16 protein-coding genes and 1 tRNA gene are annotated in these 21,870 nt (G+C 33.2%); 11 read left to right on the forward strand and 6 right to left on the reverse strand.

The window, feature by feature from the left end:
• Positions 1–83: 83 nt before the first annotated feature.
• Positions 84–1,082, forward strand: coding sequence for a GTPase ObgE (gene obgE / locus deia_RS01245; protein WP_222912636.1), 999 nt, complete (start codon positions 84–86; stop codon positions 1,080–1,082).
• A gap of 171 nt (positions 1,083–1,253) precedes the next feature.
• Here the strand turns inward: obgE and gyrA are convergent, their stop codons facing one another.
• Positions 1,254–4,001 carry a DNA gyrase subunit A gene (gyrA, locus tag deia_RS01250; RefSeq protein WP_146820362.1) on the reverse strand — a complete coding sequence of 916 codons (2,748 nt, stop codon included), beginning with the start codon at positions 3,999–4,001 and terminating at the stop codon, positions 1,254–1,256.
• Between the two features lie 133 nt (positions 4,002–4,134).
• On the opposite strand from gyrA, the gene rpe reads away from it, so the two are divergent.
• On the forward strand, positions 4,135–4,776 hold the full coding sequence (gene rpe / locus deia_RS01255; RefSeq protein ID WP_146820363.1) for a ribulose-phosphate 3-epimerase: 642 nt from the start codon (positions 4,135–4,137) through the stop codon (positions 4,774–4,776).
• Positions 4,777–4,842: 66 nt separating this feature from the next.
• Here rpe and deia_RS01260 read toward each other — a convergent pair.
• Positions 4,843–4,919, reverse strand: a tRNA-Ala gene (locus deia_RS01260).
• Positions 4,920–5,102: 183 nt separating this feature from the next.
• Between deia_RS01260 and deia_RS01265 the strand changes: the two genes are divergently transcribed.
• From deia_RS01265 to deia_RS01275, 3 genes are read left to right on the forward strand one after another with little or no spacing between them, the layout of a single operon-like run.
• Positions 5,103–5,609, forward strand: coding sequence for a DUF2610 domain-containing protein (locus deia_RS01265; protein WP_146820364.1), 507 nt, complete (start codon positions 5,103–5,105; stop codon positions 5,607–5,609).
• Between the two features lie 7 nt (positions 5,610–5,616).
• Positions 5,617–6,378: a CDP-alcohol phosphatidyltransferase family protein gene (locus tag deia_RS01270; RefSeq protein WP_146820365.1), complete on the forward strand. Its 762-nt coding sequence runs from the start codon at positions 5,617–5,619 to the stop codon at positions 6,376–6,378.
• A gap of 41 nt (positions 6,379–6,419) precedes the next feature.
• Positions 6,420–8,969: an AsmA family protein gene (locus tag deia_RS01275; protein WP_146820366.1), complete on the forward strand. Its 2,550-nt coding sequence runs from the start codon at positions 6,420–6,422 to the stop codon at positions 8,967–8,969.
• A gap of 13 nt (positions 8,970–8,982) precedes the next feature.
• On the opposite strand, the gene deia_RS01280 is transcribed toward deia_RS01275, so the two are convergent.
• Together deia_RS01280 and glyA are read right to left on the reverse strand one after the other, a co-directional pair.
• Positions 8,983–9,786: a TIR domain-containing protein gene (locus deia_RS01280; protein ID WP_146820367.1), complete on the reverse strand. Its 804-nt coding sequence runs from the start codon at positions 9,784–9,786 to the stop codon at positions 8,983–8,985.
• Between the two features lie 8 nt (positions 9,787–9,794).
• The gene (gene glyA / locus deia_RS01285; RefSeq protein ID WP_222912645.1) at positions 9,795–11,063 is read right to left on the reverse strand and encodes a serine hydroxymethyltransferase; all 1,269 of its coding nucleotides are present in this window, start codon (positions 11,061–11,063) and stop codon (positions 9,795–9,797) included.
• A gap of 147 nt (positions 11,064–11,210) precedes the next feature.
• On the opposite strand from glyA, the gene ppdK reads away from it, so the two are divergent.
• Entirely contained in the window at positions 11,211–13,874 is a 2,664-nt protein-coding gene (gene ppdK / locus deia_RS01290) for a pyruvate, phosphate dikinase (protein WP_146820369.1), read from the forward strand.
• Between the two features lie 577 nt (positions 13,875–14,451).
• On the opposite strand, the gene prfA is transcribed toward ppdK, so the two are convergent.
• On the reverse strand, positions 14,452–15,525 hold the full coding sequence (gene prfA / locus deia_RS01295) for a peptide chain release factor 1 (protein ID WP_146820370.1): 1,074 nt from the start codon (positions 15,523–15,525) through the stop codon (positions 14,452–14,454).
• A 55-nt stretch (positions 15,526–15,580) separates the two neighbouring features.
• Here prfA and frr point away from each other — a divergent pair, with 55 nt between their 5' ends.
• From frr to argB, 3 genes are all read left to right on the forward strand, one after another.
• A complete protein-coding gene (frr, locus tag deia_RS01300) occupies positions 15,581–16,138 on the forward strand; it encodes a ribosome recycling factor (RefSeq protein ID WP_146820371.1) in 558 nt (185 codons plus the stop codon).
• A gap of 105 nt (positions 16,139–16,243) precedes the next feature.
• Positions 16,244–17,818 carry a leucyl aminopeptidase gene (locus tag deia_RS01305; protein ID WP_146820372.1) on the forward strand — a complete coding sequence of 525 codons (1,575 nt, stop codon included), beginning with the start codon at positions 16,244–16,246 and terminating at the stop codon, positions 17,816–17,818.
• Between the two features lie 12 nt (positions 17,819–17,830).
• A complete protein-coding gene (gene argB / locus deia_RS01310; protein WP_146820373.1) occupies positions 17,831–18,751 on the forward strand; it encodes an acetylglutamate kinase in 921 nt (306 codons plus the stop codon).
• A 4-nt stretch (positions 18,752–18,755) separates the two neighbouring features.
• Here the strand turns inward: argB and deia_RS01315 are convergent, their stop codons facing one another.
• Positions 18,756–21,014, reverse strand: coding sequence for a PD-(D/E)XK nuclease family protein (locus deia_RS01315; protein WP_146820374.1), 2,259 nt, complete (start codon positions 21,012–21,014; stop codon positions 18,756–18,758).
• 106 nt (positions 21,015–21,120) lie between these two features.
• Here deia_RS01315 and deia_RS01320 point away from each other — a divergent pair, with 106 nt between their 5' ends.
• Positions 21,121–21,402 carry a 30S ribosomal protein S21 gene (locus deia_RS01320; RefSeq protein WP_146820213.1) on the forward strand — a complete coding sequence of 94 codons (282 nt, stop codon included), beginning with the start codon at positions 21,121–21,123 and terminating at the stop codon, positions 21,400–21,402.
• A 12-nt stretch (positions 21,403–21,414) separates the two neighbouring features.
• Positions 21,415–21,753 (forward strand): ribosome-binding factor A, encoded by a 339-nt coding sequence (locus deia_RS01325; RefSeq protein WP_146820214.1) that lies wholly within the window; start codon positions 21,415–21,417, stop codon positions 21,751–21,753.
• Positions 21,754–21,870: the final 117 nt, after the last annotated feature.

Raw genomic sequence — 21,870 nt, forward strand, 5'->3', positions numbered from 1 at the left:
ATAATTTTTTGTTAATGTCAAGAAACATTTTATTTTAAAAATAAAAATTGCATTTAAATAAAATATTCTTATAGATTGTATCTATGATTAATGATGTTATGTTTGTTGATGAAGCGGTTGTAAATATCAGGGCTGGAAATGGCGGGTCTGGATGCTGTAGTTTTAGGCGTGAAAAATTCATTCCCGAAGGTGGTCCAGACGGCGGAAACGGCGGTGACGGCGGCAGCATTATCGTAATTGGTGACAAAAATTTTAGCACATTATCGAAATTCAAATATCAAAGGCACTATATAGCTCAATCTGGAAAAAGTGGCTCTGGACGTAATAAAACTGGCTTTAGTGGTGAGGATATAATCTTGCGTGTGCCACTTGGAACTCAGGTGCTTGACTATCAAACTAAGCATTTAATATACGATATTACCGAAGATGGGCAGAAAATTGTGCTTGCGCAAGGCGGCAGAGGCGGCAGGGGAAATGCAACTTTTAAAACATCAGTTGAGCAGGCGCCGCGTGATACCACGCCTGGCGGGGAAGGTGAGGCTGGAGTTTTTACTTTTCGCCTTAAATTATTTTGCGATGTTGGTATAATTGGGCTTCCAAATGCAGGAAAATCAAGTCTAATTAATGCCTTAACTAATGCGAAATCTGCTGTTGGGGACTACGCTTTTACAACCATAAAGCCTGTTCTTGGAACAATTGAGATGAATTACAAACAATATGTTTTGGCAGATATTCCAGGTTTAATCAAGGGTGCGTCAGATAATCACGGTCTTGGACATCAATTTTTAAGACATGTTGAGCGTTGCAAAGCTTTGATACACTTAATTGACATACATTCGCAAAACCCACTTGAAGACTACAAAATTATTAGAAATGAACTCAAAGCGTACAATAAAGATCTTGCAAAAAAGAAAGAAATTATTGTATTTTCCAAGGCTGAAGGCTTTAACGATGACGAGCTTTTGGAAATTGAAGGACTTTTGAAGACAATCTTTGCGCGCAAAAAATTCATTATTATATCGTCTTTTTCAGGCTTTAATCTTGAATTATTGGAAGATGTAATAGTTGATCTTAGTAATTAATACAAAATATAAGACAGTAATTTTAGCGTAAAATCATCTTATAAAGTATTGGATGGTAAATTACAATACTATACCGAACATTTGCGTCAAAAAACATTATATTTTTTAGCCATTATATATCATTGAGATTTATTTATTGACCTCTATTGATAAACCAAATAGTGTAAAAATCTACTGCGCAGGGGATATTTCAATCATTTCCTCTTCGCTATCATCGCCACCAGTGACCTTTGCAACTGATACGATTTTGTCATCTTTTGCAACATCGATAATTTTAACGCCTTGCGCGCTTCTGCTAAATACTGAAATTCCATTTGCCTTGCAGCGAATTATCTTTCCAGACTTTGCAATTAGCATTACATCATCATCTTCGTTTACCACAAAAGTCGATACAACTCCACCGTTTCGCGCTGAGGTATTTATGTTAATTACACCCTTACCGCCACGATTTGTAATGCGATATTCAAATGCAGAAGTTCTTTTTCCATAGCCATTTTCCGTGATTGCAAGTAGAAATTCTTCCTCATTTGACATTTCACATATTGTTTTTGAGTCTAAATTGATTTCCTTGCCGTCTTTTTTGAGGATTGCAAGCTCGGTTTCTATGTCAATTTGTGTGCCGGTTTTCATTTTAATTCTGCTTTGATACGGAATTGAAAGATATTCATCACGAACCGTAATATCCCTTTCGTGACCGCTTAAAATGCACATTGAAACCACTTCGTCACCTTTTTCAACATTCATGCCGCGAACGCCGTCAGATGTTCTACTCTTAATTACGCGTAAATCATCAATTGCAAAGCGAATTGCGCTACCTTCTTTTGAGCAAAGCATAGCGTGTTGTTTGTCATTTGCAAGTGAAACGCCAACTAAAGCATCGTCTTCATCAAGTTTTATTGCAATTTTACCACCAGAATTGATGTTTTCAAAATCAGCCATTCCAGAGCGTCTGATATTTCCTTTTTTCGTTGCAAAAATCAAGCTAGCTCCTTCTCGCTCCTCTTTATTTTCAGGAACTGGGATTAAAGTGTTAATTTTTTCACCGTTTTGAAGTGGTAAAATATTAACTATCGCGCGCCCCTTTTTGTTATTTCCGCCAAGTGGCAGTTGGTAGGCTTTCATGCGATAAACCTTACCAAAATTTGAGAAAAACAATATATGTTGGTGTGTATTTGATATTAAAACATCGGAAATTACATCGTCTTCATTAGTTTCCATACCTTTTTTACCCTTTCCGCCGCGTCTTTGCGAGGTATATTCAGAAAGTGGATTACGCTTAATAAATCCATTTATAGTCATGGTAATTAGCATATCTTCACGCGGGATGAAGGCTTCCATGTCAACATCCTCTGCTTCATCGATTAAAATTTCAGTCTTGCGAGGGGTTGCAAATTCCTCTTTAATTTTCGCAAGTTCATCAGCTATAATCTTTATTATTTCCTCTTTAGAGCCTAAAATATGCAAGAATTTTTCGATTTCACGACCCAAATCTTCAAGCTCACTCACTAGTTTTTCTTTTTCAAGTCCAACGAGTTTTGAAAGTCTCATTTCCAAAATCGCCTTAATTTGACCTTCTGTAAAGAAGAATAATCCGTCTTTTACGGTATTACTTTTATCATGCACAAGGGCTATTAATTTTTCAATATTTCCCTTTGCTGGCCAAGGTTTTTCGCCAAGTCTACTACGAGCTTCCGCCGTATCTGCCGATGATCTGATAATCTTTATTACCTCATCAATGTTGTCAACTGCAACGCAAAGCCCTATTAAAACATGGGCTTTATTTCTTGCAACCGCAAGTAAATGAGTTATTCTGCGTATTACAATTTCCTCTCTAAAGTTTATAAAAGCCTTTATAATAGAGCGAACATTCATAAGCTCAGGCTTCATGTGATTTAGTAGCAAGGTATTATACGAAAAGCTTGTTTGAAGCGGTGTATATTTATATAAATGGTTTAAAATTACGTCTGCGTGTGCGTCTTTTTTAAGCTCAATTACAACACGAATTCCTTTTTTATTTGTCTCATCGCGAATATCGGATATTCCTTCAATACGCTTGTCTTTTATTAGTTCTACGATTTTTTCTATCAATCTTGTTTTAACAACTTGATAAGGAATTGAGGTAATTACTATAGACTCTCTGCCACCTTTCATTTCTTCGATATTGGTTGTTCCACGCATTAAAACCGATCCACGACCAGTGCAAATTGCCTGCATAGAGCCTTTTCTTCCGATAATTGTTGCCCCAGTTGGAAAGTCAGGACCAGGGATAATTTGCAATATTTCATCATCTGTTATTGCATTATTTTGCAGGTAAGCAAGGCAACCGTCAATTACCTCACCAAGATTGTGCGGGGGGATATTTGTTGCCATACCAACCGCAATTCCTTCGGTGCCATTTACTAAAATATTTGGAAATGAAGCAGGAAGTACAACTGGCTCCTTTTCAAAACCATCGTAATTATCTTTAAAATCTACAGTATTATTGTCAAGATCTGCAAGCATGGATGTTGCAAGTTTCGTAAGGCGAGCCTCAGTATAACGCATTGAAGCTGGAGGATCGTCGTCAATTGACCCAAAATTACCTTGACCATGGACAAGTGTCTCACGCATTGAAAAATCTTGCGCCATACGAACCATTGCTTCGTAGATTGCGGAGTCACCATGTGGGTGATATTTACCCATTACCTCACCTACAACTCTGGCAGATTTTTTATGCGGCTTGTTATATGCACAATCCATTTTGTCCATTGCATATAGTATTCTTCTATGAACTGGTTTTAAACCATCTCTTACATCTGGTATCGCGCGCGAAACAATAACGCTCATCGCATATTCCAGATACGAAGTCTGCATCTCTTTTTCAATAGAGACATTTACAACGCCCTTTTCTTGGTCAAGTGTATTATTTTCAATGCTCATCGAGAAATTTCAAATATGCTCAAGCATTAGAATCTAGTAAAATACAAAAGTCAAGTGTAATTTTAAGTAGACCAAAAATACGCTTGACTTTTAATTCAATTAATTATTATATTAATCTAATTAAGCTACAAAAATGAAAGTCTCAGCTTCTATTTTATCAGCAGATTTTGCAAATTTAGCAAGTGAATTAAATTTGCTTGAGAAATATCATGCTGACGCAGTTCATATCGATGTTATGGATGGTGTTTTTGTGCAAAATTTAACAATTGGATGTGATGTTATTTCAGCCATGAGGAAGTATTCGAATTTAACATTTGATACGCATTTAATGATTGCAAATCCCCAGCCTTATATAGAAAAATTTGCAAATGCAGGAAGTGATATAATAACAATACACCAAGAGGCACTTGGGATAAAGACCAAGGATGTTTTGCTTAAAATTAAATCACTTGGTAAAAAATGCGGAATATCTATTAAACCATCGACAAATATTGCAGAAATTGAAGATTTATTGCATATAGTCGATCTTATTTTAATTATGACGGTTGAGCCAGGTCTTGGTGGGCAAAAATTTCTTGAGAATCAAATAGAAAAGATAGTTAATGCAAGACAAATGATTGATAAATCGGGTTACAATATACAGCTTTCAGTAGATGGTGGAATAAATGATATTACAGGTAAAATATGCGCCGATATTGGTGTAAATATGCTAGTTAGCGGAAGCTATATATTCAAAGACTTGGGCAAAAATATAAAAATCCTACAAAATCTATAAATCAAGCAAATATAAATACACTAACGAAAAATCTGAATAAATACAGTTTGGCATGTAATATTGAAATGGTGGAGGCAAAGGGACTCGAACCCCCGACCCTCTGCGTGCAAAGCAGATGCTCTAGCCAACTGAGCTATGCCCCCAGATCAAACTCACTAAAACATATAAAAAATAATATTCAAGCTTTTTTTACTTTTTTTTATTTTTTTTATTAAACAGAGTGTATAATAGACTTTTTACGAAAATAATAATTTTTATTATTAGTTGAAAAAAAACTTGAAATCAATAAAATATGTTTTATAATAAAAAAGACTTGTATTTATCACATGGCAGAACAAGAATCAATACATGTTTTTGATTTCACTATAACAGTAAATGGTCAAATGAGAAACTGTTGTGTTGGATATCCAGAGCCAACGCATCATCCGTTATTTTGGCAGGATAAGCATAGTCAATTACCAGGATCAATAATGGAATCCTTGCAAAAGTTATATGATCTTGCATCAAAAAATGCAGTAGATCCAGTAGAGTTGGTGAAATATGCCATGCAAAACAGCAACCCTGATCAAACTATTGCACTTGAAAGTCAAGGTCAAGAAACATTAATTGAAAAAAGTGGTGAAAACACAGAAACGGCAGATCTTCAGCTTGAAAGCAAATCAGAAAAACAAAATACAGGCAATCAAAAAAAGAAAATTAGCCAATTAACTCAAGAGCAAAAAAGAAAAATTGCAAAAATACGAGAAAGAAAGAGACTTGAGAGCCTTCAAAATCATGATGGTGAAAAGCAACTTCCTAAAAAAACAACAAACAATGAAAATAGAAACATTTAATTGATTTATGCCAAGGACACACATTCCAACAATATTTAGTATGCTTAGTGTATTTTCTGGATTCTTTGCTATAAAATATGCACTTTACGGCTATTATAACAATGCGATATTCTTTATTATTTTATCAGCAATTATAGATGGTTTAGATGGCTTGGTTGCAAAAAAAATGAAAGCCGTGAGTACATTTGGCGGACAAATTGACTCACTGTGCGACGCATTTGCATTTGGCTTTGCACCAAGTATATGTCTTTATTTTTGGTATTTCTCAGAGTTAAAAACACTAGGATGGATATTGTGTTTTATTATATCGTCTGCTATGATATTTAGGCTTGCAAGATTTAATACAATTCAAATTGATAAAATTAGTTCATATAAAGGCATTAATACTGAAATGTCGTTTGTAGGCATGCCTGCACCGATTTTTGGAATTTTTACAATGCTTCCAATTGCAATAGTTGCAATTCTTGATCAAATGTGTCAAACTTCTGATATATTTTGTGAATATGGCCTAATAGAGCTTTATTATTCGAATATATTTAAGTATTTAATAATAATTTACTATATGGGTATATCATATTTTGCAATTAGCAATATTGCATTTCCAGTTATTAAGAAAAGTGGGTTTTTTAAGAGTAATTTTATAAAACTTATTTTTGCTGCACCGTTTCTTGCTTTGTCAATATTTAATATTTATGCAACTTGTGTTGCTATCTGTCTAGTATTTATTTTGTACATAATGTATAATAAAATTATAAAAATAGGCAAATGAGGCTACTGTATAAAATACTGACATTGATAATATTTATTATTGTGGGAATTTTTATTCTATCAATAATTCCAATGTCTTTTGTGCCGCTTAAAATTATAAAAACATCAGGAATTACTCCAATTGCAATATCTCAATATGGGTATATTAATTTATTTCGCAGGCAGTATATTGTTAAAGATTTTGGATATACGGCAAGGATAGATGACTCTACATATTTGTCTATAAAGGCAGATTTAATGGGGGCAAGCATGGTTAAAGGATCAAATGCAATGTCAATGACAAACTGCCAAATACATCTTTTAACAACCAAAACTATTGAAGATATAACTGATATACTAGCAAAATATATTTCAGATAGAAAGCAATTCGGGGTCGATATAATTGGTACAAATTGCACGATAGATATTAAGAAAATTTCAGCACAAGATGTACTAAATATTGAAATGGACAAAAAGATTGATGAAAATGAAATTTTAAATACAGAACCTGAGGTGTTTTTGTATGCGCAAGATGCAAATTTTAACATCATGCAAAATAATTTTGTCTCTAATTATTCACTTTCAATGAAGATTAATGATGGAAATTTTGCAATGCAATTTAGTAATGATGATTTAGAAAAGGAGATTCAAGTTACATTTAATAAATCTAAATTTCGCTATAATAAAGGAAAAATTGATGAGGAAATAACACTAAATACAGATAATGTAGGCGACTTGTTTAGAAATTTAATATGCGCATCAGATGAATGTAGAAGTTATACTAGGTTTTTTCCAATGAATGTTGATATTAAAATGAAAAAAAATGATCAAATATGGCATGGCGATATAAATAGCGATAACAGTGGAAATATAGATATATCAAAGGATTTAATTGATATAAAGTTAACAAAATTAGACTTAAAGGCAGAAAATATGAAGTCAGAAATACAGTCAAGCATACCAATATACAAATTTCTAAAAAAATATATCAACATTAATCAAAATATAAATCTTTCAATAAATGACTTAAAAATAGACAATAAAACAGGAAAAAATATTAGTTTAAAATATACAAATAAAGATAAAAAGATGAATATTACAGGCATATATTTGGATAATGGAAAAATTGAAACAATAAACCCAGATTTAAAAAATTTAGAAATACATATTACAAATGTGAAATTATTAGATGTAATTTCTACATTAAATCAAGATCTTGAGCCAATGATTTTAGAGAAAGAGCGAGATATTAGGGGTGATTTGAGTTTAAGTTTTACAAGTGGAAATTTTGCATTTTATTTATCAAAGTTATCATATAAACAGGGAAATCAGAAATTAGAGCTTAACTCAGATGAATGTGTTTCTGACTGTAATAAGGTTATTAATTTTGAAAATATCAATATTTTTGATTTTATAGATAGAAATCAACTTAGAAAATACACCAATATAGATAATTTTATTGTTACAGACTCGGGGGAAAGAAAGCAGACTGCGCTACTTTACGCGCAAGATCCAAGCGTAATTGGTAGAGATAATGTAAAAAATATTCAAATTAATTTACAAAATGTTACTATAAATGATGAAATTGTCAATAATGCCCGTATTAAGCTATGGAATTCGAGAAAAAATCTTGGTTTTGCAATTGAAAATGCAGATTCTAAGTTTATTAAAGGAGATGGACTAATTAAGGTAGAGCTTTCATCAACTCAAAATTCAAAGCTTACAATATCGGCAAATTTTGCAAAATTTATGCCACAAAAAATAATAAATGTTTTATATCCAGAGGCAAAAATAGAAAATACATCATTTGTAATACCATCTTTTGCAGGATTTACAGGGCATATTGATTTGAAAGTTGATGATATGGATTTGCCATTTTCAAATCTCAATATATCATCTGATATAGATCTTGGCAATATTAAGGGAAACAACGGAGTAATTAAATACAACGGCTCGGACATTAGATTTAATTTATCTGGCTCCTTGGTTTCAAAACCATTATTAAAATTTGGCATAGGCATTGATAATATTACAATAAAAAACTTTATCGGCAATAAGGAGTTTGATAAAATGGATGGCATATTAACAATTAGAGGTGACGCTGAAGCATCTGGATTTTCATACAGTGAAATGAAAAAAAACTTTGCAGGCATTTTTACTGGTAATGTTTATAACTATACTTTAAATACATGTAATTTAGCGGGACTCAGTAATAGATTAATAAATATACAAAATATATCGTCTTTAGATGTTGAAAAAATTATGTTTGCAGGATCATCTGGTTTTAAAGCAGCTGATATTCAAATTGGTTTTTCAAATGGCATTATGCAAGGTCAAATTTCTAATGCTAAGAATACAGGAATTTCCATGTCTGGGTCGTGTAGTTTAAACCTCTTTAGCGATGAAATTTCAGATTGTAGCGCTATTTTTAATGTTATTGCACAAGATTTAAACAAGGAGGAAGGTGGTTTTATGCCACTTAAAATATCATTTGCCGCAAATGGAAAATTACTACTTCCGCAATATAAATTCAATTATGATCAAGTATTTCAATATAAAACAAACGCAATAAGCTATGTTAATTTACATAAGAAAGGGCGTAAGAGTTCTTAATTTTCCCTTTACATTAAAACGGAATATCATCATCAGTATTTGTTATAATTTCTGGGTTAATATTATTATAAAGCTTGGCAATTTTGCTGCTTCTTATATTAGCAATAATTTCTTTCGTCATGTCCTCAATTTTTTTCGGTTTAGTTGCTTGAATTTCACTTAAAAAGCCTGTGGGATTGGATTTTCTATCTAAATTAATTGGAAAAATATGAACATTTCGTGCAATTGCAAAGCCGATTTCTTGTTGACACCAATTGGAAAGATTAAAACCTTCATATTTTTTACATCGATCACCCTTTATCGCTTTACAACCATGAATAATTATATCATTTCCTTTATTATCTTGTGCAACAGTAATGTCTGTATGAAGCGAAATAAACATATCCATTGTTGAAAGTGCTTTTTTAATTTCTTTGGCCCATGGAAGACTTGTCTCAATATCATCGTGTGCAACAAAACATGAGATTTTATATGGCAATAATGCTTCCCTTAAAACATGTGCCTTTGGTGCAAATTTATTATGATGGCTTATAAAACATTTCAAATTATTATTATCAATCCAGTGTTTTGGGTAGTCTTTAATTAAACCAAAATTATTGTTTAAATCATTTTCTATTGCCAGAATTGTTTTTTCATCTGCATTTAGAATGCTTTTGTATAAATCAAGTCCGTAATCATCACCATAGCTATTATAGTGATTTAAAAATTCAATATTGTAATATTTTAAAATATATTCCTGAGTTTCATAATTATAACCAAGTTTATCAAGCTCGGCTATGATATTATTAACACGATTTATTTTATCAAAAACACTCATACCCAACCTCAATAAATCCCAAAGCCACTACAAAGCTTTATCACCTCTTCTTTTGCTGATTTTATAAATGGTAAGTCGTGCGAAAGCTCCATTTCAGGCTTTAGATTTGACACAACTTCGGCGATTAAATCTGCGACTTTTGAAAATTCCGCTTCTTTAAAACCACGAGTTGTGCAAGCTGGGGTTCCAAGGCGAAGTCCGGATGTTACAAATGGGCTTTGCGGATCGAATGGAATCATGTTTTTATTGCAGGTAATTCCAGCTAGGTCAAGGGCTTTTTCGGCAATTTTTCCGGTAATTCCTTTTGGCGTTAAGTCAACTAAAAATAGATGACAGTCTGTATCGCCACTTACTATTCCAAAGCCGTGTTTTTTCATGTCAAGACAGAAAGATTTAGCATTTTTGGCAACTTGATTTGCATAAACCTTGAAATCGTCAGATAATGCCTCGCCAAATGAAACTGCTTTTGCGGCAATTACATGCATTAGCGGCCCACCTTGAGTTCCCGGAAAGACTGCGGAGTTAATTTTCTTTTCAAATTCAAGCGTTTTTGACATAATCATTCCACCGCGCGGGCCACGAAGAGTTTTGTGTGTAGTTGTTGTTACAACATGCGCGTGATCAATTGGTGATGGGTAAATTCCTGCAGCTATTAGCCCTGCGTAGTGTGCAATATCTGCCATTAAAATCGCGCCAACTGAGTCTGCAATTTCACGAAATTTTTTCCAGTCAATTACGCGTGAATAGGCAGATGCTCCGGCAATTATTAGCTTTGGCTTGTGTGTTTTGGCAAGATTTTCCACCTCGCTGTAGTCAATTAATCCTGTTTCTTTGGAAATGCCGTATGTAATTGCATTAAACCAAGTTCCAGACTCGGTTTTTTGTGCGCCATGGGTTAAATGCCCGCCGCAAGCGATATTCATTCCAAGCACGGTATCACCAGGGTTTAAAAATGCGAAAAATACTGCATGATTTGCATTTGCACCAGAGTGTGGCTGAACATTTACAAATTCGCAATTAAAAAGCTTTTTTGCACGCTCTATAGCGATGCTTTCTGCGATATCGACATATTCGCAGCCCCCATAATAGCGTTTTGCAGGGTAGCCTTCTGCGTATTTATTTGTTAAAATTGACCCTTGAGCATCTAATACCGCTTTTGAGACGATATTTTCCGATGCAATAAGCTCAATATTATTTTGCTGTCTATTAAATTCTTTTGAAATTGCGTCAAAAATTTCTTTATCTGCTGTATTAAGTGGAGTTTTAAACATGTGTATATAAAATGTTGACCTAGTGAAATACAGTTTTTATTTAAGTCAAGTTTTTTTAGAATATAAATAAATTAAAACTTGCTATGCAATAAGAGAAAAATAACTTGATTATTAAAAATAAGATGCGAGAATGTGTTGCAATGATATTTTATTATGACCGAAAAAAAATCTATTTATTTTTTTGGAAACAAAAGTGCTGAAGGAAACGGCAAAATGCGTGATATTTTGGGCGGAAAAGGTGCAAATCTAGCGGAGATGGCAAATATTGGAATTGCTGTTCCATGTGGATTTACAATTTCAACGCAAGAATGTAATAAATATTATGAAAATGGCAATAAAATCAGCAAAGAACTTGAGACTGAGATTGATAAATATGTGAAAAAATTAGAAGATGAGATTGGTGCGTCTTTTGGCTCTGAAGAAAAGCCGCTTTTGGTCTCTGTTCGCTCTGGTGCGAAGTTTTCAATGCCGGGGATGATGGACACTATTTTGAATTTAGGACTTAACGATAAAACAGTAATTGCGCTTGAAAAACGCACTAATAATCGCAGATTTGCCCTTGATTCATATCGCAGATTTATTCAAATGTATAGTGATGTTGTGCTTGGGATTGACCATCATAATTTTGAGTCAATTTTGGAAGATACAAAACTTGCAAAAGGCATTATTAATGATACAGATTTGACTGCTGATGACCTTGAAAAAATAGTTGCAAAATTTAAGCAAATTGTTTTGCGTGAGACGAAAAGTGAGTTTGTGCAAGACATTAAATCGCAATTAATGGGCGCTATTGAAGCTGTTTTTAAATCTTGGATGAACGAAAGAGCTATTATTTATCGCAAATTACACAGTATTCCAGATGCATGCGGAACGGCTGTAAATATTCAATCTATGGTTTTTGGAAACATGGGAAATACCTCTGCAACTGGGGTTGCTTTTACAAGAAATCCCTCGACTGGAGAAAAGAAATTTTACGGTGAGTTTCTAATTAATGCACAAGGTGAAGATGTTGTTGCCGGAATTAGAACGCCACAGCCATTACTCGCTGAAGATGGAAAAAACTCAATGCAGGAGCTAATGCCCGAGACTTACGCAGAGCTTGCGCAGATTTTTACAAAACTTGAAAATCACTATAAAGACATGCAAGATGTTGAATTTACCGTTCAAGAAGGCAAGCTTTGGGTCTTGCAAACTCGCAGCGGGAAAAGATCTGTTCGCGCGTCAGTTGTTATCGCTGTAAATATGGTATCTGAAGGTGTAATAACTAAAGAAGAAGCGATTTTAAGGGTTGAGCCAAACGGATTAAACCAGCTTTTACACCCAGTACTTGACAGAGCGTCAGATTTACATGTTATTGCAAGAGGTCTTCCTGCATCACCTGGCGCGGTTAGCGGAAAGGTTGTTTTTGACTCAAAAACTGCTGAAGAAATGCGTGGAAATGGGCATGAAGTCTTGCTTGTGCGTAATGAAACAAGCCCAGATGACATAGGCGGAATGCACTCTTCTGTTGGAATTTTAACCGCAAAAGGCGGAATGACATCACACGCAGCAGTTGTTGCGCGCGGTATGGGAAAGCCATGCGTTTCGGGTTGCGATGCGCTTTTAATCAGCCAGCATGAAAAAACTATACAAATTAAAGGCACTAAAACCATTATAAAAGAAGGCGATTTAATGACAATTGACGGCGGAACTGGTGAGATTATTTTAGGAAAAGCCCGCACTACGAGTGCTGCAAGTTTTGCAGAATTTGACACCCTTATGAAATGGAGTGACGAAGTACGGAAAATCAAAGTTCGCGTAAATGCTGAAACCGCTTTAGATGTAAAAACTGCTCTTGGATTTGGCGCCGAAGGCATAGGGCTTTGCCGCACTGAGCATATGTTTTTTGAAAAGCAAAAACTACTTCATTTTAGAAAAATGATTTTATCGGAAGACAAGGAGTCTAGAATTTTGGCATTAAAAGAGATTAAAGCCCTTCAAATAGCCGATTTTGCTGAAATAATTGACGCAATGTCTGGGCTTCCTGTAAATATTAGACTACTTGACCCACCACTTCATGAATTCGTTCCGCACACAAAAGATGAAATTGACGAGATTGCAAATTACTTTAAAATGGACGCAAAATTCATAGAAGCAAAGGCAAAAACTCTTCATGAGGCAAACCCAATGCTTGGGCATCGCGGCTCAAGGCTTGGGGTGACTTATCCTGAAATTTTCCAAATGCAGGTTTCTGCGATTTTCACAGCAGCCATCAGTGTTTTTAAGAAGACAGCTGTTATGCCGCAAATTGAAATAATGCTTCCTGTAATAATTGACAAAAAAGAGCTAAAATTACTGGTAGATATTGTGAAATCAAGCGCTGACGAGACCCTTCGTGATGCTGGGCTTGAAATGAAATACAAGGTTGGAACCATGATTGAAATTCCGCGGGCATGTATAATTGCCGATGAAATAGCAGAAATTGCCGATTATTGTAGCTTTGGAACTAACGATTTAACCCAGACAACACTTGGAATTTCGCGCGATGACTCTGGGCAATTTTTACCGGAATATCAAAAACAAGGCATTTTTGAACATGATCCATTTGCAACAATTGATGTAAAAGGCGTTGGAACCATGATAGATATGGCGATTTCAAAGGCACGAAGCGTGAAAAAAGACATAACGCTTAGCATTTGCGGAGAGCACGGCGGAGACCCAAAATCTATAGCGTTTTTCGCAAGTCTTGGGGTAAATTACGTTTCTTGCTCACCATTTAGGATACCAATTGCACGCCTTGCATGCTCGCAGGCAGCGGTTTTGGTGTCGAAAAATTAATATGGTTTTTGATTACTGCATTATAAATATTGTATAAATGTACTTCAAAGTCACTCCCAAAATAACAATATAGTGAAAAATTCAAACTTACCTTAAAACAAGTCAGACACACCATGTGTCAAGATTTTCACAAAAATTTTACAATCAAAACTTCTTTTTTGTCCAAATTTAACCAAAATATAGCTAAATTATACGATTTTTGATCTATTTTATACTTTTTGCTTCCAGATTAATTTTTTTATAAAACAATCAAAATTCTTTATATGCAAAAAATGAGTGCAAATGAGTTTTTTAACAACTTGGTACTGACAAATCACAGTGCAGATGTGGTGGGATGAATTGTTCCTATTTTGTCAAAAGCTATTTTTCAACAATAGTAAGAAAATTATTTTATGTAGAAAATTTTTATATTATTTTTTTTCATCTTTGCTAATTTTGCAAAATTTTGGATAGCAAAATGTAAATCATATTGTAAAAGAAAATAGTTATATTGTAAAAAGTGCATTGCTTGTTGCATTAAATCTTCTATTTTGGATTTCCTGTTTCCATTTTGTTTTATTACATTTTTGAAGTCAACTTAAGCAACATTTAATTCAGAAAGCCTTTCTGCCTCATCTGCCATGCGAAGATTTTCAACAAATTCATCAATGCAGCCTTCGCTAACTACTTTTTCTAGTTGGTATAAAGTAAGATTAATTCTGTGATCTGTAACCCTTCCTTGTGGATAGTTATAGGTACGAATTTTTTCACTCCGATCCCCGCTTCCAATCTGCGATTTTCGACTGCTTGCACGCTCTAAATCACGCTTTTCTTTTTCATGTTCGTAAACCCTTGCGCGCAAAATTCTCATGGCTTTTTCACGATTTTTAATTTGCGACTTTTCATCTTGCTGGCTAACTACGATTCCTGTTGGTAAATGCGTCATACGAACGGCACTATCGGTTGTATTTACAGACTGTCCACCCGGTCCACTTGAGCGAAAAATATCAACCCGTATGTCTTTTTCGTCGATTTTAATGTCGATATCGTCAACTTCGGGTAAAACCGCGACGGTTGCTGCACTTGTGTGCACTCTTCCGGCATTTTCGGTCTCTGGAACTCTTTGAACTCTATGCGTTCCCGATTCAAACTTCATTTTCCCAAAAACCCCAGCACCTTGCACGGCAATTACGCATTCTTTAACCCCGCCTATACCGTTTTCAGAGATATCCATTATTTCAATTTTCCAGCGATTTTTTTCCGCATATTTTTGATACATTTTCATAAGCACGGCCGCAAAAAGCGCCGCCTCGTCACCGCCAGTTCCCGCGCGAATTTCAAGAATAATATTTTTTTCATCCGCCTCGTCCTTTGGAAGGAGCGCAATTTTCACATTTTTTTCAAGAATTGGAAGCTTTTCCTTCGTTGCATAAAGCTCTTCTTCAGCCATTTTTCTCATTTCCAAATCGTCAGATTTTGAAAGTTCTTCAAGGTCTTTAATTTGCCCTTGAGCATTTTTATATTCATTAATTTTTTCAACAATGTTTCTTAAATTGGCATTTTCTTTAGAAAGGGTCGCAAATTCACGATGATCAAGTCCACCATTATTAATTTTATTAGTTAAAGCTTCATGCTTTGCTATAATTTCGTCAAATAATTTTTCAATTGACATTTTAATTTACATATTTTAATAAAGAGCTAAATAGATAAATTTTTATTTGTCAAGTATGTATAATTTTAATAAAAAAGAAGTAGAAAATAGAATGCAAAAAGCACTAGATGCCTTTGAAAATCACCTTGGCTCTGTCCGTTCTGGCAGGGCAAGTCCAGCTTTTTTGGAAAGCGTTTTGGTTGAAATTTACGGTCAAAAAATGAGGCTAAAAGAGGTTGCAAGTATATCTGTGGTTGACAATTTTACACTTAGTGTTAAACCATTTGATTCAAGTTCTGCAAGTGTGATAAATAAGGAAATTCAAGACGCGGGGCTTGGTGTAAATCCGATTTTAGAATCTGGAATAATACGTGTTCCACTTCCAAAAATGACAGAAGATCGCCGAAAAGAAATGGTAAAAATTTGCGAAAAATACGCAGAAGATTCAAAAATTGCTATAAGAAATATTCGTCGTGATGAAAACGACAAGACTAAAAAAGCTGAAAAAGACAAGGAAATTTCTAAAGACGAGATGGAAAGAAATGAAGCTGATGTTCAGAAAATAACAGATATGTTTATTAAAAAAATAGAAGACTCACTAGATAGAAAATCGAAAGAGATATTGCATATTTAAATATTTTGCTTCTTTTCTTTTGTATTTTTTTAGTTAAATATTAAAAAAAACTTGCAAGTAATATTTTTCTCATCATAATAGGTTTACAGTTATTTTTTATTAGATATGAGCTACGAATTTACAAAATTAGTTAAAATCTCTTTAAATGTCGATGATTTTGGATATTTATTACTTCCAATTAGCAAAGAAAATTTTGATAAAGGTGAAATAAACGGCGGAAAATATTTATCAAGTGAAGACATTGATTTTGTCAAAAAAGTGGCATCAATTCGTGACTTTAAATGCGAGTGTGGTGAAAATTTAATGATATCTGGACTTCCAAAATCAAATCTTAAAGGTATAATTTTACATGGACTTGGCGAAAAGAAAAAATGCGATGCAAAAGAAGAATGCGAAAAAGAAAAATGCAAAAAGCTCAGCCGTTTTGAAGAAAAAGGCGGATCAATCTGTGGCTTTATTTCATCTGCAAAAATTGAAAAACTTGCGATTTCATGCGTAAATATTGCAAATGCTGAGGAAAGCATTCAAGACGAAATTGCACTTTCCATTGCTTTTGGAATAGTTCAAAAAAATTATACTTTCTCAAGATATTTAACAGGTGAAAAAGCAATTGAAAAGTTATCAAAACTATCTGCAATTTCTGTAATTGCTAAAACTGATATTGCTGCAAAAACGGAGCATGTAAATCTAACCCTACAGTCAATTTACGCAGCTCGTGACCTTGGAAATGAGCCTGCAAATATAATAAATCCAGAAACTTACAGCGCTTTAATGAAAGATGAGGTTAAAAAAATCGGCAATCTTGATATAGAAATTCTTGGCGAAAAAGAAATGGAAAAACTCGGAATGCACGCACTTCTTGGCGTTGGTCTTGGAAGCGATGTTGAGTCTAAAACTGTAATTATTAAATACATAGGAAACCCAAGTGCGAAAGACAAAATCGATATAGCTCTTGTTGGAAAAGGCGTGACATTTGACTCAGGCGGGCTTTCAATCAAACCTGCAAATGGAATGGAGGAAATGAAAGACGATATGGCAGGTTCGGCCCTTGCTTTTGCATCAATTTGCCTACTTGCAAGAAGAAAAGCAAAGGTAAATGCAATTTGCGCAGTAGGTCTTGTTGAAAATATGCTTGGCGGAAAGGCTCAAAAACCGGGAGATATAGTAAAAACTATGTCTGGAAAAACAATCGAGGTTTTAAACACGGACGCAGAAGGAAGGCTTGTTTTGGCTGATGTTTTGTATTACACAAAAACGAAATTTAACCCTGAAACAATTATTGATTTTGCAACTCTTACTGGCGCTATTGTTGTAGCACTTGGTCAAGAATACGCAGGACTTTTCTCAAATAATGACGAACTTGCAAAAAATCTTGCATGCTCGGGTGCTAAAACTGGTGAAAAATGCTGGAGATTGCCTCTTGATAAAGCATTTGACGCTATGATAGATTCTCAATTTGCAGATGTAAGAAATACAGGAACTGGCCGTGGTGCTGGAAGCATTACCGCTGCTCACTTTCTAGGCAGATTTATCGATGGACATGAAAAATGGGCTCATATTGATATAGCTGGTGTTGGCGGCATTATAACATCTGACAAAAAGCTTGCAAAAGCTGGCGCAACTGGATTTGGCGTTAAATTAGTTGACGACTACATCCAAAGATTTGTTGAAAAGAAATAATTTTATATCATTATGAGTAAAAGTGCAAAATATGCTTTGTCTGATAAAATAATTGATAAAGTGTCGGAATTATCAGAAATGATAGGAAATTTAAAAGAGCTATCTGGAGAGAGAATTGTAATAAAATGCGGTGGAGAGTTAATGGATGATGAAAATTTTCTTGAAAGCCTTGGAAATGATATTGCAATTTTAAGAACACTTGGAATATCTGTCGTCGTGGTGCATGGCGCTGGGTCTCAAGTGGATAGAGTTCTTGCGAAATTAAAAATTAAAAACGACTTTTTTGATGGCTATAGAATAACAGATTCGGCGACGATAGAGGTTGTTGAAATGGCCTTGACTGGATTGATTAATAAAAATTTTGTCAAATACCTCTTAAAGCATGAAGTCAATTGTATTGGACTTTCTGGAAAAGATAATAATTTAATTACTGCAAAAAAAATACGCAGAACGCAAAAAGACGAAGGGTCCAATATAGAAAGAATCATTGATTTAGGTTTTATTGGAGATCCTGCTGATATTAATCTAGAGTTTTTTGAAGATCTTTTGGATAATGCTGATTTGGTGCCAGTTATATCGCCTATTGCTTTCGATAAAAGTTTTAATACATTTAGCATTAATGCTGATGTTTTAGCATGTTACATAGCTGAAAATATAAAAGCAACAAAGGTTATCATAATGTCAGAAAATTACAATATAAAATCTAAAGATGGTATTATAAACGGTCACATAAAGCCATCAGATGTCAATCGACTTATTGAAAACACAACTGACTACAAAATGATATTACGATTAAAAGCTTCGGTTAATGCTCTTAAAAATGGTGTTGAGGCTGTTCATATAATCAGCTCAGAGGACAAGCACTCTCTTCTTGCCGAGTTATCTTCGTTAAACGATACAACAAGTGGAATTGTAATTTGCGATAATAAATAAAAGTTTATTCTTTTGCAAAATACCAGTAATTTGTCTCATTAATATCGTTTATAAATTCGCCATCTGTATAAATTTTTTGCAAGATATTTGTTATAAAAGTATTGCATTTTTCACAAATTGTTAAAATATTTTCTTTATCAATTTCTTGTGAAAAAGATTTAATATATTTTACATCTTGATTAAAATATATATAGGAAAAATCCTTAACTGGCCTCTTTAGACTATCTGAAATTACATTTGCATACATTAAAAGTTGTGGATTTTTCATTGATATTTCACCGCTAATTGTTATATCTTTATGAGCATTTGATCCAGTTTTTAAATCATATAATTCAAAATAATCATCGTAAATTGCTAAAATATCCGGTTTTGCAATTATTTTTATCTCTCTATTATCAATAACAATACTTGTTTCATAAATTTCTTCTGTCACTATCTTTCCACCATTCTTTAAAATCTTTGATAGCAATTTATAGATAAGATCTACAAAATCTGTCATTTCAGCATTTAGAATTTTAGAATTTAGATTATTATCGTCATATCGTGGCAGTATTTCGTCTTTGATTTTTGCTTTAATGTCATCTATATCCAACATTTTATTTAAATTCAGAAAATTTGCTATATTTTGCAAAATTTCATGCCTTGCAATTCCTATTGTTGCATTTGCAAAAGATTCTTGTTTGCGCAGTTTTAAAATATATTTGATATAAAAATCATACGGATTATCAATATATAACTTAATTGCACTATATGATATTTTATTTGGCATTTTGCTTGAAAAATCTGAAATTGCAGTCCTATTTGAGTGATTTGTATTGTCGTTATTTTCATTATATGAAGATATTTTTGGCTCAATATTGACAGCTTGCATAAATGCTTTAATGGAAATTAGATTATTTGTTGTTGGAATGATAAAATTACTGCATTGATCGATAAAATTTGCAATATCTACAAAGTATTTATTCTTCTGATTTTCTGATGTAAACGTTGTTTTCGATTCTAGGAAAAATATTGTGTCAAATTGTTCAAATCTTGCCTTTTCATGAGATAAAATAAAAACATTAATACCATCAACATTTCCAGAAATATCTTCTTTTTTGTTGATTTCATTGTGCAAAATATTTAAAATTTCAACTAATTCGTTATAATTTTTGTACATTATACCATTGTAAGATTTTAATTCCAGATATTCGGATATATTGTATATTTTATTACAATTATTTAAAAACTCAGATATTAAGCCATTTTTTTGTATACAGCCTAGCACTTGAATAACATTTTCTATATCGGCATTTCCATGAAAAATATTTTTCATTACAGCAATAATTTTCTTTTGTGATGAAATATTTTTCTCTATAATTTCATTTTGTAGACGATTTATATCATTTTTATACCGTGGAAATAATTTATGCAAAAAATCAGTAATATAAAGTTTAAATTTAATCTTATTAAATGCAATTTTTGCGATTTCATTAATAATATTTACTTTAGCCAAAAATTCACCACTGTGGCATGCAATATTTTTACTTTTTATGATGCTTTCAAAAAGCTCCAGATTGTATATATCATCGCTTATAACTGCAATTTTCTTATTTTGTAATTTTGTAATTTCCTCCGTAATATAGCTGATTTTAGAATTTTCTGTCGCAAATTGTATTATTTCACATTGGCAGGCATGCGGCGCATTTTGAATATTTGTAATAGTAATATCATTTTGACCGCAGTATTCAAGGGCTTTTTCTGTGTTAATGTCGTTATAATGTTGATTATTTAAAAACACAATGTCGACATTCTTTAACATTGCAATATCTTTAAAAAAAGTAAAATATTTGGCAAAATCAATACCTAAAAATAAGAATTTTTGTGCAGATTTTTGTACAAAATCCAATGCTTTCTGAAGTAGTGCATCAATATTTAAATCAAAATCTATAAAATTGCTTTGCTTTAAAAGATCACTATATGTAATTATAATATGCTCATATTCTGTGTTTTTCACTATATTTTTATGGTAATTTTCTATGTAGGATATAATTTTTTTCGCAAGAGTTAAATCTTTTGTTATTTGCAGTATAAAGTTTAACCTACCTTCGTTGGATACAAGGGAAAATTCCTTATTTTGCGCTATAAATTCACAAAAAGAGATTGTATTTTGATCATTTATATCAAGATATTTGTTATTGAATATTATTGCATCATGGTTGTGTGTGCTGGTTATTAAATTATATGCGTCTAAAATTTTAGCATTTTTATATATAAAAATCATTTTAATTTAGCTTTTATAAATTAGAATAGCTAAAAAATAAAAGTAAACAAAAAAACCCTTGCAAAATATATTTTATATGTTACTAATCCCTGCATTCTGATTTTTTATGAATAGTAATACTGGGCCTTCCGTTAGTGTAAATGGTAATGATAATGAGGTTTTATCGGCGCTTGGCAAGCTGAGACACATAATGCAAAAAGAGGGTACTTTTGTGCGTTTGAAGATAAAAAAATATCATTTAAAATGTGCTGAGAGAAAAAAATATAAACAACTGCAGGCTTACAATAGAAGACAAAAAGCAAGATCTGGGAAAATTGGTCAAGTTGATAATAATTCAAGCATATCATATACGGTTTCACATCAAAAAATAGAGTTACAAAATCAGTAAATTCAGTGCTAAATGATAAAAATTAACAATCCATCTGTGCGGCAAAAAAGATTTTCATCTCTTGTTTTGCGTTGTGTATCCTCATTTATTACTGAAAATCCTATATGCCTATTGGGTTTTTTTGTTTTTTGCTCAAGGGTTGTTGCATCTTCAGACTTGAAAAAAGTTGACATATTTTTGTGGTCGGAATTTTTTACTAGCGAAATTATCGCACCGGTTCTAGACAAAAAACTTGAGGTTGACAAAACTATAATTCTGCATATAAAGAAAAAAATATCTTCAGACCTGCATCTCAAACACATCCCCGAAATCACAATTTACCTCGACTGCGAAAGGGTTTTTTGGGGGTGAGCCTCCAATTTTCCAAACTAAACCTGGCGTATTTTTCTTGAAATCTTTTCCAAACCCTAAACACATCCCCGAAATCACAATTTACCTCGACTGCGAAAGGGTTTTTTGGGGGTGAGC

Origin of the sequence: Candidatus Deianiraea vastatrix, assembly GCF_007993655.1 — a bacterium.
In the GTDB taxonomy this organism is placed as follows: Bacteria; Pseudomonadota; Alphaproteobacteria; order Rickettsiales; family Deianiraeaceae; genus Deianiraea; species Deianiraea vastatrix.